Raw genomic sequence first — 14,915 nt, forward strand, 5'->3', positions numbered from 1 at the left:
TTCAATGTTTAAATGAAAAAGTCAGATATTTTTCGGACTTATCGTTAAACTATAAAAGACCCGTTCAACAGGTTGAATATAGCACCGGAAAAAACGTGAAACCTTATATAACAACAGAGTAAAAGGAGCGACAAGAATGTCCAAAATTATTGCAATCAACGCAGGAAGCTCATCTCTTAAATTTCAATTGTTCAATATGCCAGAAGAAACCGTTTTAACGAAAGGTCTTGTTGAAAGAATTGGAATGGACAACAGTATCTTTACGATTTCTGTAGATGGAGAAAAGAAAACAGAAGTCACTGATATCCCAGATCACGCAGTAGCGGTAAAAATGCTGCTTGAAAAGCTCATTGAATTCAACATCATCAAAGACTTTAACGAAATTGATGGTGTAGGACACCGCGTCGTTCACGGTGGAGAAAAGTTCAGCGATTCTGTTCTATTAACAGACGAAGTCATCAATGAAATTGATCAGCTTTCTGAGCTTGCACCACTTCACAACCCTGCAAACGTTGTAGGAATCAAAGCATTCAAACAAATTCTGCCTGACGTTCCAGCGGTGGCTGTGTTCGATACAGCCTTCCACCAAACGATGCCAGAGCAGTCTTACCTATACAGCCTTCCATACGACTACTACAAAAAATATGGTATTCGTAAATACGGATTCCACGGGACAAGCCACAAATTCGTCACAGAGCGTGCAGCAGAGCTATTAGGCCGTCCTCTTGAAGAGCTTCGTTTGATTTCTTGTCACTTAGGAAACGGTGCAAGTATTGCCGCAGTTGAAGGCGGAAAATCAATCGATACATCAATGGGCTTCACACCACTTGCGGGTGTTGCGATGGGTACACGTTCAGGTAACATTGACCCTGCCCTTATTCCATTTATTATGGAGAAAACAGGACATACTGCTGAAGAAGTTCTTTCTACTTTAAATAAGAAGAGTGGTCTTTTAGGGGTGTCTGGTCTTTCAAGTGATCTTCGTGATATCGAAGAAGCAACAGAAGAAGGAAACGACCGTGCAGAAGTAGCGCTTGATATTTTTGCAAGCCGTATTCATAAATACATCGGTTCTTATGCAGCGAGAATGAATGGCGTAGATGCAATCATTTTCACAGCTGGTATCGGTGAAAACAGTTCAGAAGTGAGAGCACGTGTACTTCGTGGTCTAGAATTCATGGGCGTATACTGGGATCCTTCTCTTAACAACATGAGAGGCGAAGAAGCATTCATCAGCTACCCTCACTCTCCTGTGAAAGTGATTGTCATTCCAACGAACGAAGAAGTCATGATTGCAAGAGACGTTATGCGTTTAGCGTAATAAGTTGTGCAGCTCTTTCCCTATAAGGGAAAGAGCTTTTTTCTATTCAAAGCAGCATGCTATAATGTGGTGCAATACGAAGTGAAAGGGACGGTGTGAGCAATGAGCGTTGAAGAACATAAACGAGAAGCGAAAAAGAGGCTGAACATAAAAGTCATTACAGTCAGTGATACAAGGACAAAAGAAACAGATAAAAGCGGCCGCCTGATGATTGATTTGCTTAAAGAACAGGGGCATCTCATTTTGGCATACGATATTGTAAAAGATGACATTGGAGCGATTCAAGACGCTGTATTAGAAGGAACGAGTGAAGCGAAGATTGATGCGGTCTTGTTAAACGGGGGAACAGGGATTGCAGCAAGGGATGTCACCATTGAATCCATTACACCTCTTTTCTCAAAAGAGCTGCCGGGCTTTGGAGAAATTTTTCGCATGCTGAGCTATACAGAAGATATTGGATCAGCCGCTATCTTATCTAGAGCGACGGCAGGGGTGATGAACCAAAAAGCCGTTTTTGCCACACCAGGCTCTACCGGAGCAGTTCGGTTAGCCATGACCAAACTCATTATTCCAGAGCTTCCTCATGTGTTGCGAGAGCTTGAAAAAGATCAAAAATAGCCCAAAATGACTCTGCCAAGAAAATTTGGCAGAGTTTTTTTCATAAAGGGGTTGAAAAAACAATTTTTCCTTGTTACAGTGTATACATACTAAATGCATGTTTATAAATTAAAACTTATTTTTATGCAAAAAAACATTCACAGAATCAAAACAAGCGAGAGGAGCTTTTCAAACATGTCACAAAATAAAAAAGTCGTATTAGCATATTCCGGAGGTCTTGATACCTCTGTTGCAGTTAAATGGTTACAAGAGCAAGGATACGAGGTTGTCGCTTGCTGCCTGGATGTAGGTGAAGGAAAAGACTTAGCATTCGTTCAGCAAAAAGCACTTCAAGTCGGAGCCGTTCAATCATACATGATCGACGCAAAAGAAGAATTTGCTGAAGAATTTGCACTTGCTGCACTGCAAGCACACACGATGTATGAAGGGAAATACCCGCTTGTGTCTGCACTATCTCGTCCGCTTATTGCAAAGAAATTAGTGGAAGTAGCAGAGAAAGAAAATGCAGTAGCCGTTGCACACGGATGTACTGGAAAAGGAAACGACCAAGTTCGTTTCGAAGTATCCATTAAAGCATTGAATCCAGACCTAGAAGTTCTTGCACCAGTGCGTGAATGGAAATGGTCTCGTGATGAAGAAATCGAATATGCACAAAAACACGGCATTCCAATTCCGATTAACTTAGACAGCCCGTATTCAATTGACCAAAACCTTTGGGGCAGAAGTAACGAATGCGGCATCTTAGAAGATCCTTGGGCTGCGCCGCCAGAAGGTGCATATGACCTGACAAACCCACTTGAAAAAACACCTGACACACCTGAGATCATTGAAATCACGTTTGAAAAAGGAAAACCAACAGCCATTGACGGTATCCAGTATTCATTATCTGATCTCATCCTTCATTTAAATGAAGTCGCTGGTCAGCATGGTGTTGGCAGAATCGATCACGTGGAAAACCGTCTTGTTGGAATCAAATCTCGTGAAGTGTACGAGTGCCCAGGCGCAGTTACACTATTAAAAGCACATAAAGAGCTTGAAGACTTAACACTTGTCAAAGAAGTGGCGCATTTTAAGCCAATCGTTGAACAAAAAATGGCTGAATTAATATACAACGGCCTATGGTTCTCACCACTAAAAGCAGCACTAGATGCATTCTTACAAGAAACACAAAAGAACGTAACAGGTGTTGTACGTGTGAAACTATTTAAAGGCCATGCCATTGTAGAAGGACGTAAATCACCATATTCACTTTATGATGAAAATCTAGCGACTTACACAAAAGCAGATGAATTCGATCATGATGCAGCTGTAGGATTTATTAACCTTTGGGGTTTACCAACAAAAGTAAACAGCATCGTGAATAAAAAGGAGCAGGTTAAAGCATGAAAAAGCTTTGGGGAGGCCGATTTCAAAAAACACCAGAAAAATGGGTCGATGAGTTTGGCGCGTCCATTCATTTCGACAAACAATTAGTCAAAGAAGATCTGACCGGCTCCCTTGCCCATGCAAGTATGCTGAATAAATGCGGTATCCTCGGCGATGAGGAGGCCGCTGTCATCAAAGACGGATTGAATACCCTGATGAAAAAGGCAGAGGCGGATGAACTCGATTTCTCAGTAGACTATGAGGATATTCACCTAAACCTTGAAAAAATGCTCATTGATGAGATTGGTCCGCTTGGAGGCAAATTGCACACAGCGAGAAGCCGGAATGATCAGGTCGCAACCGATATGCATTTATATTTGAATAACCAAGTAGAGCATATCATTGAGCTGATCTCTTCCTTTCAAACGGTGCTTGTAGAAAAGGCAGAACAGCACGTTGAAACGATCTTTCCAGGATATACGCACCTGCAGCGTGCACAGCCTATTTCCTTTGCCCATCATATGCTTGCGTATTTTTGGATGCTTGAGCGTGACAAAGCGCGCTTTCAAGATTCTTTGAAGCGGATTAACGTCTCTCCGCTTGGGTGCGGGGCGTTAGCAGGAACGACATTCCCAATTGATCGTGAATATACAGCAGAGCTGCTTGGCTTTGATCATATTTACGAGAACAGCCTTGATGGCGTAAGTGATCGGGACTTCATTTTAGAATTCTTGTCTAATAGTAGCCTTGTGATGATGCATCTCTCACGTCTTTGTGAAGAAATCATTTTATGGTGCTCTCAAGAATTCAAATTCATTGAACTTGATGACACGTACGCAACAGGCAGCAGCATGATGCCGCAAAAGAAAAACCCGGATATGGCAGAATTGATCCGCGGGAAAACAGGCCGGGTATATGGCAACCTGATGGGGCTTCTCACCATTATGAAAGGCTTGCCGCTTACGTATAACAAAGATCTGCAAGAGGACAAAGAAGGCATGTTTGATACGGTAAAAACGATCGCTGGCAGCCTTCAAATCTTCACAGGCATGATTCAAACAATGACAGTGAACGAAGACGTTATGAAAAAAGCAACAAAAGAAGATTTCTCAAATGCGACAGAGGTGGCAGACTATCTTGCGAAAAAAGGCATGCCATTCCGTGAAGCACACGAAATCGTTGGAAAACTTGTGTATACATGCATTCAAAAAGGTATCTATCTAAGTGATCTTCCTTTTGAAACATTTACAGAAGCAAGCGATCTTTTTGAACAAGACATTTACACTGTTCTTGATCCATATGTTGCTGTTGAAAAAAGAACAAGTGCAGGAGGTACTGGATTCAAACAAATTCAGCTTGCTTTAGAAAAAGCAAAAGCCTGCCTAGCGTAACTCACCAAAACCATTCGTTGATACGGATGGTTTTTTGTAATGAAAAAAGGAGATTGATCATCATTGGAGAAAATGAAAGCGTACCAGAGTCAAGCTGAGGAAGGAGTGACAGCAGATCATGAAGAAAACGCTGGAGGCTTTGTTTCATCAACCGATCGTATCAGTTCAAACGTTAGGAGAACAATATGCCGGACGGGCTAATGATGTGTGGCTTGTCTCCTTACAAGATCAAACGGAATACGTGATTAAATCTCCTAAAATGGCAAGAGAAGAAAGTGAATTTGTCTTTGGGATCAACATGATCTATGGAGTAGATGCCCATACTGTACAAGAGCATATCGATCAAATCAATCAAAAGCTGTCTCATACGAATTCCTTTCATATTCCAGAAGTTGTTCGTAAAGTGAAGAAGGCAGGGAGATATTTTTATATCATGGAAAAAGTAGAAGGAACACCTTTAACATCTTTTGAGGGTCGTTCATCAAACTTCTATCAAGATTATGGGAGGAAACTAGCACGTCTTCATTCAGATCGAATCCACTCTTTCGGTGCAGTATACGGAGCTGAAAAGCGGCATTTGAGAGAATTTCATGCTCTGTTAAAAAAGGCCGTGTCCAAACTGATCAGCTGCTATTACGCTGATCAGACTGAACTTCAGTGTTATGCAGAAATTGTGCAGCAAAAGCTTGGCAAGCTGAGGCCTCCTGATTCAGCCAGTCTCATTTTAATTGATTTAGATCCGTCGCAATATATTGAAAAAAATGATCAAGTGACGAGTCTAGTTGATACGGAATATGTCGTATATGGACCAGCTGCGTTTGATTTTATTGCACTGGAATACCTTTTGACGAAAGAAGCTGCACAGGATGTTCAAGCGGGCTATGAAGAGATTTGTCCGCTTCCTCGCCAGCTTCATGAGGTGAGAGAATGCTATCGTTTTGTTTCGCTCCTTCTCGATATCCATGGCTCATGGGATATGAAAAAGTGGATGAATCACCCTGTACGGTTTACGAGCAACAATGAAGGGTTCAAAAGTGCGAAGGGAGCCGGTTTATAGTAAAGTAAAGATAGTATGAGAAACACATGAACTTGCAACCTTTGCTTTAGGAGGAGATTGTGTGCGACACGCATTAATAACAGCGGGTTCTAAAGGGCTTGGCCGGAAAGTCACCGAGTCTTTACTGAATATGGGGTATTCTGTGACAGTGAATTATCGAAGTGATGATGAAGCTGTGCGGCAGATGAAAGAAGAATTGCAGGAATATGAAGATAAGCTTCAATTTGTCCAAGGTGATGTGACAAACAAAGAAGATTTAAAAAACATGGTCGAGCTGGCAATAGAGCGGTTTGGGCGGATTGACGCTCTAATCAATAATGCCGGGCCTTATATTTTTGAACGAAAGAAACTCGCAGATTACTCTGAAGATGAATGGTATCAAATGATGGAAGGCAACCTATCAGCGGTGTTCCATTTGTTCCGAATGGTCATCCCCATGATGAGAAAGCAAGGCTTTGGCCGCATCATTACGTATGGCTTCCAAGGGGCAGATCATGCACCAGGCTGGATGCACAGATCAGCCTTTGGAGCGGCAAAAGTGGGACTGGCGTCATTGACGAAAACCATTGCGATAGAGGAAGCTGAAAATGGCATCACGGCCAATATGGTTTGTCCAGGCAAAATCGTTGGAGATATGAAAGAATCGACAATAGAAGCAGCCCGTCAGATGAAAGACGATGAAACACCAATTGGCAGGTCTGGTACTGGAGAAGATATCGGGCGCATCATTTCATTTTTATGCGATGACCGCTCTGACCTGATTACAGGAACCGTTATTGAAGCGACAGGTGGTCTTAACGTGATTCACAGACACTAAGTTTTTCAGCTTTTTATAGAGGGAATAGATGAAATGAGATCAAATTCGAAAGGTGGATATACTCACATGAAAGCTACATATCACGGACATTCAGTCGTACACATTGAAACAAACGGATACCATATTTGGATTGATCCATTTTTAAATGGAAATAAGCACACAGATATCAAGCCGCAAGATGTCAAAGCGGATGTCATTTTACTCACGCACGGGCATGGAGATCACGTCGGTGACACCATTGAAATCGCTAAAAACAATGATGCGCTCGTTATTGCGCCATTCGAACTTGCCACTTATTTAAGCTGGCAAGGGGTGAAAACGCACCCGCTTTCTATTGGAGGCGGACGTGAGTTTGAATTTGGTAAAGTTAAGCTCACACAAGCGTTCCATGGTTCTGCTATCATTGATGAAGAGGCAAAAACGATTACGTATACCGGCATGCCATCAGGAATTTTATTTACAGCTGAAGGCAAAACGATTTATCACGCTGGGGACACGGCCCTCTTTTCAGATATGAAGCTGATTGGGGAGCTGAATCATATTGACCTAGCCTTCCTTCCAATTGGTGATAACTTCACCATGGGACCAGAGGATGCAAGAATTGCAGCAGAATGGCTTCGTGCTAAGCAGGTCGTTCCGATTCATTACAGTACATTCCCGCCGATTGAGCAAGATCCTCATGCATTTGCAGACAGCCTGCATGGCGGTGTGGGTCACGTGTTAAACAGCGGAGAATCCATCAATATTTGATCTTCATTAAGTAAAGCCGGTACACAAATGCCGGTTTTTTTGTTTGCCTGTCTCGTGCTGGCGTAAAAGACAAATTGCTATTAAAAGCCTCCTGCCCTTATAATGAAACATAGATGAAAACGCTGAAAACAAAAAGGGTGAACGGGATTGGCGACAAAGCATGAGCAAATTTTATCGTATATTGATTCATTAGACGTCGGGGAGAAAATTTCTGTCCGGCGTATAGCGAAAGAAATGAAAGTAAGTGAAGGCACCGCTTATCGGGCCATCAAAGATGCTGAAAATAAAGGATTCGTCAGTACCATTGAACGAGTCGGTACCATTCGAATTGAACAGAAGAAAAAAGAAAATATTGAAAAGCTGACCTATGCGGAAGTGGTCAATGTCATTGATGGGCAGGTGCTTGGAGGACGAGCCGGCTTACATAAAACCTTAAATAAATTTGTCATCGGTGCAATGGAACTGGATGCGATGATGCGATACACAGCAGCTGGCAACCTGCTGATCGTCGGAAACCGAATCAATGCTCATAGGCAGGCGTTAGAGGCAGGAGCGGCTGTGCTAGTCACAGGCGGATTCTCAACAGATGAGGAGATCATTCAGCTTGCAGATGAGCTTGAGCTTCCCATTTTATCGACAAGCTACGATACATTTACGGTAGCGGCTCTCATTAACCGGGCCATTTATGACCAGTTAATTAAAAAAGAGATTGTGCTTGTAGAAGATATTTTAACGCCGATTGAACGGACCGTCTATTTATCGCCAGAGGACAAGCTTGAGAAGTGGTATGAGAAGAATTACGAAACAGGACACGGCCGCTTTCCAGTAGCAGACGATCAAATGAAGATTCACGGCATTCTTACCTCAAAGGATATTGCAGGTCATGACCGCTCCACACCGATTGAAAAGGTGATGACGAAAAATCCGCTCACCGTCATTGGCAAAACATCAGTCGCCTCAGCAGCCCAAATGATGGTATGGGAAGGCATTGAAGTGCTACCAGTTGTAGATGATCATGCGAAGCTGATTGGGATGATCAGCCGGCAAGATGTGCTGAAGGCGCTGCAAATGATTCAGAAGCAGCCGCAGGTTGGTGAAAAGCTGGATGATGTCGTTTCAAGAGGATTTAAAGAGACCGATACGGAAAAGCCAAAAACAGATGCGGTGTATCAATATGAGGTCACACCACAAATGACAAATCAGCTTGGCAATATTTCATATGGTGTGTTTACGCAAATTTTAATTGAATCAGCCAATCGCTTCTTAAAATCTCATAAAAAAGGCGAACTGATTGTGGAAAGTCTCTCTGTCTACTTCTTGAAACCGGTTCAAATGGAATCAACGATTCAAATCAAGCCAAATATTTTAGAAGTAGGACGCAAGTTTGGAAAGCTGGAAGTGGAGGTTTACCACCAATCAAATATCGTAGGGAAAGCGATGCTGATGGTGCAGCTGATGGAGAGAGGATAAATGACAAAAAAGGGCGACATACACTCGCCCTTTCCTCTATTATGCGTGATCTTTTTCGCCTTCCTTTAAAAAAAGCGGAAGGTAGTGCTTGTAGGCTTTATACCCAGCCCACGTACTGCCGATACCGACTGCAACAAAAATAAATCCAATGACAAATGCGAGTGACGAGCGGTTTAAAAATAATTGATTCACACCGAAGAGCAGGACAAAGCAGCCGAGTGCCATACTTGATTTTGCAGACCAGAATTTTTTCTCGACCGGCCGGTTCGTACGGACGTTTTTTGCTTTGTAGTATAAATAAAACATGGCAGAACAAATAATAAACACAATCAAAACAAGCATGTGCCAAGCCTCCATTGTAAGTGATTACAACCCTATTTTAAACGTAAATAGGCTTGCTTACTAGAATAAATTGTCTATTCCTCACTTTTCCGTCAGGATAGATTATGATTTAATAATAAAAAGAGTATCGCATGAGAAGGAGTTTTTATGAAAAAAGAACTGATTAAAACCATATCATTATATGACACCATCATCATTCATAGACATGTAAGACCTGATCCTGACGCGTATGGATCGCAGTGCGGCCTTACAGAAATCTTGCGTGCCACCTATCCAGAAAAAAATATTTATGCGACAGGAACCCCTGAGCCATCCCTTTCATTTTTATATGAATTAGATGAGGTGCCGGATGAAGTGTATAAAGGCGCCCTTGTCATTGTCTGTGACACGGCGAATCAAGCAAGAATTGATGATCAGCGCTATTCTATGGGTGATAAGCTGATGAAAATTGATCATCATCCAAATGAAGATCCGTATGGTGACTTGCTTTGGGTTGATACAGAGGCAAGCTCTGTGAGTGAAATGATTTATGAGCTGTATTTAGAGGGGAAAGAAGAAGGATATCAGCTGAATACAAAGGCGGCTGAACTCATTTATGCCGGCATTGTAGGAGATACAGGCCGTTTCCTTTTCCCAAATACGACGAAAAAGACACTCAAATATGCAGGGGAACTTATCGAATATCCGTTTTCATCATCAGACCTTTTCAATCAATTGTATGAAACGGATTTGAATGTCGTGAAATTAAATGGCTATATTTTTCAGCATATCTCTTTGTCAGAAAATGGGGTAGCCTCTGTTTTTATTAAGCGTGACATTTTGGAATCGTTCCAAACAACGGCGCAGCAAGCCTCACAGCTTGTTGGGACACTTGGAAATATTGCAGGGATTAAGGCTTGGGTCTTTTTTGTGGAAGAGAACGATCAGATTCGTGTCAGGTTCCGCTCAAAAGGCGTTGTGATTAACACCATTGCTAAAAAATATCATGGCGGCGGTCACCCGCTTGCAGCCGGTGCGTCCATATATGATTGGGCCGTGGCAGATGAAATTTTGCGTGATTTAGAAGAAGTATGTAAATCATCGTGAGAGAGGGGCTTCAAGTCCCCCTCTCTTTTTTTGAGCTTTGAGAAAAGGGTTACTTGGATACAGGAATAAACCAGCAGCCGATGTCAGTTGAATCTTCATAGGCTTGGAGATTTTGATGCTTTAATTCTTTTTTAATTAAATGGGCCATCATTTCTGTCTCAGCATAAGCGCACATGCCGTCTTTAATTCGGCTTGCTTTGTCTCGTGCCATTTGACGATAGCTGTAAACCTCCATTGTTCTCACCTCTTTCTTGTGAAGATCTCGTTCTTCTTTTAGTGTATAAAAATGAAGAGTGAAAAGCGATCATTGAGAGCAGAAATTCATAAAAATTCCACATCATCATTTATTCAGCAAATGAAATCCGTACTTCAAGTGAAAGCTTCGTATAAATCGTTAGCTCTGTGACTTTGGCGCGGTATGCCTTTTCCCTAATCGTATATTCTTTATTTTCCACTGTCCGCTTTAACAGCTCTTTTGTTTTATAGACACTTTCAATATCCTTTGTAATGACCTCTGAGATATCCTCTTTGACCTGTTCTTCAAACTTTAGCGTATCTGGCTCAGGGATTTTATACTGCTCACGATTGACGAGATGAACGTCTATGCTTTGGATCAGCAGCCGCTGCTTATTGTCTTCATTTAATTTATGCAGATCTTCCCGATAGAGTGTGATTTGTTCTTTCAGACTGTCCATATGGTGCTGCTGGCTTCTGAGGAGCGTCACCTGCTTTTCCTGAAAGATTCCATACGTAAAAAGGAAAATCAGCCAGCTGATAATCGCGCCGAACATCATTCCAGCAAAAAAACGCTGCCAGCCTGGACGTTTATACAGCTCCGGCACCCTCATGATGACACATGCTCCTGGGTGAGCCATGTAATAATGAGATAGCCCGTTTGTGCCCCGCCCATAGCAGAGACAATCAATAAAATCTGCTTGAAAATATCACGCGTGTTCCCTTCAAAAATACCTCTTTCAAAGCTATAGACGGCATCAAATGTTCCGCCGATTGCGGCGACAAGCGCCCAAATTTTTAAGCGATTGGCCAGACTTGAAATGATTGATAGTGGCGGCTGACCAGATAAATATGCACCTACACCGCCTATAATGGCACCGCCCAAAATGACCCCCAGTGCGATAAAGTAACAACTAATAAAATTCGGAATAAAGGCTTCCTTCACATCCATTTTTTCCACCTCACTCTATTCAATATATGGCGTTTGCTGGACAAGTATGAACGGGCGAAAAAGAAAGAACATTTGTTTCTCACCGCATCGCGTTTTATAATGAAAGAATGAATTTAGACGAAAGGAGTGGATTAAGCATGTCTTATGTTCATCTTCAGGTCCACAGTGGATACAGCTTGTTGAGCAGTGCTGCTAAGGTCAAGGAGCTCGTACTGAAAGCGAAAGAACTTGGCTATAAAGCGCTCGCTCTTACCGATGACCATGTGATGTATGGAACGGTTGAATTTTATAAGGAATGTAAAAAACATGGCATCAAGCCGGTAATCGGTTTAACAGCTTCTGTCTTCATAGATGAACAAGAGACAGAGGCTTATCCTTTGGTGCTCCTTGCAAAAAACAATGAAGGCTATCAAAATTTGATCAAAATTAGCAGTGTGCTGAAATCAAAGTCAAAAGCCGGCTTAAAAGAGAACTGGCTGAAAGCCTATCATCATGGACTTATTGCTATCACACCAGGTGCGAACGGCTATATTGAAACGCTGCTGCAAAATGATCAGCTAGAAGAGGCGCAGGATGCGGCCAGCCATTTAAAAAGTATTTTTGGTGAGGAGCATGTGTATTTAGCGGTTCAGCCATTTCAGCAGGACGAAGAGCTGTCTAATCAGCTGCGGGAGGTCTCAACAAGGGTGAATATTCCTCTTGTAGCGACGGGTGACGTCCACTACATCAATCGAGAGGACAAAACCGCATACACATGTTTGAAGGCCATTAAAGCCGGACAGCAGCTATCAGAAATAGAGGAAGACCGAGGGGAAAAGCATTTCAGATCAATAGAAGAAATGATGGAATGGTATGCGGATGATCCAGAACTGCTGACAAGAACGGTCGAGATCGCAGATCGCTGTGAAGTCGATTTAAATCTTGGACAGACAAAACTGCCAACCTATCCGACTCCTGATCAATCAACAGCCGATCAGTTTTTACGCAAAGTGTGTGCAGAAGGCATGGAGCGAAGAAAAATTGCTTCAAATGAAACGTATATCAAAAGGCTTGAGTATGAGCTGAGCATTATCCAAAAAATGAATTTCAGTGATTATTTTCTCATTGTGTGGGATTTTATGAAGTATGCTCATGACCAAGGCATTGTGACAGGTCCAGGACGGGGATCAGCAGCAGGCTCTCTTGTTGCTTATGTTCTGTCGATTACCGATGTTGATCCGATCCGTCACGGACTTTTATTTGAACGGTTTTTGAATCCGGAACGAATCAGCATGCCGGATATTGATATCGATTTCCCTGACACGAGAAGAGATGAAATCATTGCTTATGTCAAAAACAAATACGGGGACATGCATGTAGCGCAGATTATCACGTTTGGGACGCTTGCCGCAAAAGCAGCCTTAAGGGATGTCGGACGTGTGATGGGAATTGATTCAAAGGCAGCAGACCGCCTTGCAAAGCTTATCCCATCCAAGCCAGGGACGACGCTGAAAGAAGCGGTGGCCACCTCTTCTGAATTAAAAACGCTGCTCCAGCAATCCGAAGAGCTTCGAAAGGTCTTCCAAACCGCGTTAAAGGTAGAAGGTTTGCCTAGACATACGTCGACACATGCAGCCGGCGTTGTACTAAGCGAGGAGCCGCTCACACAAGTCGTGCCTATTCAAGAAGGCCATGATGGGGTGTATTTGACGCAATATGCAATGAATTACTTAGAAGATCTTGGTCTTTTAAAAATGGATTTTTTAGGATTGAGAAACTTAACCTTAATTGAATCCATTAAAAACCAGATTGAAAGACAGGAAAACGTCCACATTCATTTTAGTGATATATCGTATCAGGACCAAAAAACGTTTGAATTGTTATCGGCGGGAGATACGACAGGGATTTTCCAGCTTGAATCACAAGGAATGCGTCAGGTGCTAAGACGGCTGAATCCATCCAGTCTAGAAGACATCGTGGCAGTCAATGCCCTATACCGCCCAGGTCCGATGGAGAATATCCCGCTTTTTATCGACCGAAAGCATGGCAGAGTCGAAGTCTCTTACCCTCATCCAGATTTGTATGACATTTTAAAGGACACATACGGAGTCATTGTCTATCAGGAGCAAATCATGCTGATTGCAGCCAAGATGGCAGGCTTTCAGCTGGGAGAAGCCGATCTTTTAAGAAGAGCCGTTTCAAAGAAGGATAAAAAGGTGCTTGATGAACAGCGAAGCCGTTTTGTTGAAGGATGCCTAAAAAAGGAGTATCCTGTTAACATTGCAAATGACGTTTATGACCTAATCGTCAAATTTGCAAACTATGGTTTTAATAGAAGCCATGCTGTCGCATATAGCATGATCGGCTTTCAGCTTGCTTATTTAAAAGCGCATTATCCGTTATATTTTATGTGCGGACTTTTAACGAGTGTGATTGGAAATGAAGACAAAGTGGCTCAATATTTCTATGAGGCAAAGGAAAAAGGGATCTCTGTGTTGAAGCCTTCTATTAATAAGAGCGAATTTCCATTCACGGTTGAAAAAGGGGAGATCCGCTACAGCTTAAGAGCGATCAAAAATGTCGGAGTGTCAGCTGTAAAGGATATATACAGAGCAAGACAGGAAAAGCCGTTTGCAGATTTATTTGATTTTTGCGCAAGGGTATCACCAAAGAGTGTTAACCGAAAAACGATCGAAGCGCTCATTTTTTCAGGGGCAATGGATGAGCTTCATCCAAATCGTGCTTCGTTATTAGCATCGATAGATATTGCGTTAGACCACGTGTCATTTTTAACACCTGAGGGTCAGCTGGACTTTCTTGGGGATACCACCTTCTCCATTAAGCCAAAATATGCTGAGATAGACGAGTTGCCGCTTGTCGACCTCTTGCAATTTGAAAAAGAGGCACTCGGGTTATATTTATCAAATCACCCAGTACAAGCGTATCGAGATCGCTTGAGAGAGAATGGTGCAGTGGAAATCATCAGACTTTCTTCTTATATGAAGCGAAAAATCTCAATGGGTGGTCTTTTGACAAAGGTGAAATCGATTCGGACAAAAAATGGACAATCGATGGCATTTGTCACATTTGGGGATGAAACAGGAGAAATGGAAGGCGTCGTCTTTCCAGAGCAATTTAGAAAGCTGTCCCCCTTACTTGAGGAGGGCGCAATGCTGTATGTCGAAGGCAGAGTAGAGGCCAGAAACGACAGCAGTCAAATCATCGTGCAGGAGGCTGTTCTGCTTGAAGAGATGGGCACAAAAAGAAAAGAGTCTGTCTACATTCGAGTCAAAGAGGAGAACCATACGCAGGAGCTGCTTGAGCAAGTAAAACGAGTGATCTCCATGCACAGCGGAGAAGCAGATGTCTATTTGTATTATGAAAAGCAAAAAAAGACGATGAGACTTCCAGATGCATACAAAGTTCATGCAGATCATGCCGTGATCTTCCAGTTAAAAGAGCTGCTCGGTGAACAAAATGTTGTAATTAAATGATGACAAATCGTCTGAATACGTTTTACAATTTCGCCTATT

At 42.5% G+C, this 14,915-nt stretch carries 14 protein-coding genes; 10 read left to right on the forward strand and 4 right to left on the reverse strand.

The genetic code is table 11. The annotated features are described in order from the left end of the window. Positions 1–136: 136 nt before the first annotated feature. The 8 genes from BK049_RS14130 to BK049_RS14165 all read left to right on the forward strand — a co-directional run bounded on the left by BK049_RS14130 (position 137) and on the right by BK049_RS14165 (position 8,789). Complete coding sequence (locus BK049_RS14130; RefSeq protein WP_008356096.1) at positions 137–1,321, forward strand: acetate kinase; 1,185 nt, start codon at positions 137–139, stop codon at positions 1,319–1,321. 102 nt (positions 1,322–1,423) lie between these two features. Next, positions 1,424–1,939, forward strand: coding sequence for a MogA/MoaB family molybdenum cofactor biosynthesis protein (locus tag BK049_RS14135; RefSeq protein ID WP_071168795.1), 516 nt, complete (start codon positions 1,424–1,426; stop codon positions 1,937–1,939). A 174-nt stretch (positions 1,940–2,113) separates the two neighbouring features. Further along, entirely contained in the window at positions 2,114–3,325 is a 1,212-nt protein-coding gene (locus BK049_RS14140; protein ID WP_008356091.1) for an argininosuccinate synthase, read from the forward strand. After that, positions 3,322–4,695: an argininosuccinate lyase gene (argH, locus tag BK049_RS14145; RefSeq protein ID WP_071168796.1), complete on the forward strand. Its 1,374-nt coding sequence runs from the start codon at positions 3,322–3,324 to the stop codon at positions 4,693–4,695. The genes BK049_RS14140 and argH overlap by 4 nt, the downstream gene beginning before the upstream one ends. 118 nt (positions 4,696–4,813) lie before the next feature. After that, positions 4,814–5,752, forward strand: coding sequence for a phosphotransferase (locus tag BK049_RS14150; RefSeq protein WP_071168797.1), 939 nt, complete (start codon positions 4,814–4,816; stop codon positions 5,750–5,752). Between the two features lie 61 nt (positions 5,753–5,813). Continuing rightward, entirely contained in the window at positions 5,814–6,569 is a 756-nt protein-coding gene (locus tag BK049_RS14155; RefSeq protein ID WP_008356086.1) for an SDR family oxidoreductase, read from the forward strand. A 66-nt stretch (positions 6,570–6,635) separates the two neighbouring features. Beyond that, positions 6,636–7,319: a metal-dependent hydrolase gene (locus BK049_RS14160; protein WP_008356083.1), complete on the forward strand. Its 684-nt coding sequence runs from the start codon at positions 6,636–6,638 to the stop codon at positions 7,317–7,319. 147 nt (positions 7,320–7,466) lie between these two features. Next, positions 7,467–8,789: a CBS domain-containing protein gene (locus BK049_RS14165; RefSeq protein WP_071168798.1), complete on the forward strand. Its 1,323-nt coding sequence runs from the start codon at positions 7,467–7,469 to the stop codon at positions 8,787–8,789. 39 nt (positions 8,790–8,828) lie between these two features. On the opposite strand, the gene BK049_RS14170 is transcribed toward BK049_RS14165, so the two are convergent. Then, on the reverse strand, positions 8,829–9,131 hold the full coding sequence (locus BK049_RS14170; RefSeq protein ID WP_003216665.1) for a YtpI family protein: 303 nt from the start codon (positions 9,129–9,131) through the stop codon (positions 8,829–8,831). 147 nt (positions 9,132–9,278) lie between these two features. On the opposite strand from BK049_RS14170, the gene BK049_RS14175 reads away from it, so the two are divergent. After that, on the forward strand, positions 9,279–10,217 hold the full coding sequence (locus BK049_RS14175) for a DHH family phosphoesterase (protein WP_008356077.1): 939 nt from the start codon (positions 9,279–9,281) through the stop codon (positions 10,215–10,217). A 49-nt stretch (positions 10,218–10,266) separates the two neighbouring features. Here BK049_RS14175 and BK049_RS14180 read toward each other — a convergent pair whose 3' ends face one another. The 3 genes from BK049_RS14180 to ytrH all read right to left on the reverse strand — a co-directional run bounded on the left by BK049_RS14180 (position 10,267) and on the right by ytrH (position 11,403). Beyond that, on the reverse strand, positions 10,267–10,452 hold the full coding sequence (locus tag BK049_RS14180) for a YtzJ family protein (RefSeq protein ID WP_008346082.1): 186 nt from the start codon (positions 10,450–10,452) through the stop codon (positions 10,267–10,269). A 109-nt stretch (positions 10,453–10,561) separates the two neighbouring features. Next, positions 10,562–11,065, reverse strand: a complete 504-nt coding sequence (gene ytrI / locus BK049_RS14185; RefSeq protein WP_008356075.1) for a sporulation membrane protein YtrI — start codon at positions 11,063–11,065, stop codon at positions 10,562–10,564. Further along, a complete protein-coding gene (gene ytrH, locus BK049_RS14190; protein ID WP_008356072.1) occupies positions 11,062–11,403 on the reverse strand; it encodes a sporulation membrane protein YtrH in 342 nt (113 codons plus the stop codon). Before ytrH ends, ytrI begins: the two co-directional genes overlap by 4 nt. 137 nt (positions 11,404–11,540) lie before the next feature. Between ytrH and dnaE the strand changes: the two genes are divergently transcribed. Beyond that, positions 11,541–14,876 carry a DNA polymerase III subunit alpha gene (gene dnaE, locus BK049_RS14195; protein ID WP_071168799.1) on the forward strand — a complete coding sequence of 1,112 codons (3,336 nt, stop codon included), beginning with the start codon at positions 11,541–11,543 and terminating at the stop codon, positions 14,874–14,876. Positions 14,877–14,915: the final 39 nt, after the last annotated feature.

The sequence above is a fragment of the Bacillus xiamenensis genome (assembly GCF_001857925.1).
Lineage (GTDB): Bacteria > Bacillota > Bacilli > Bacillales > Bacillaceae > Bacillus > Bacillus xiamenensis.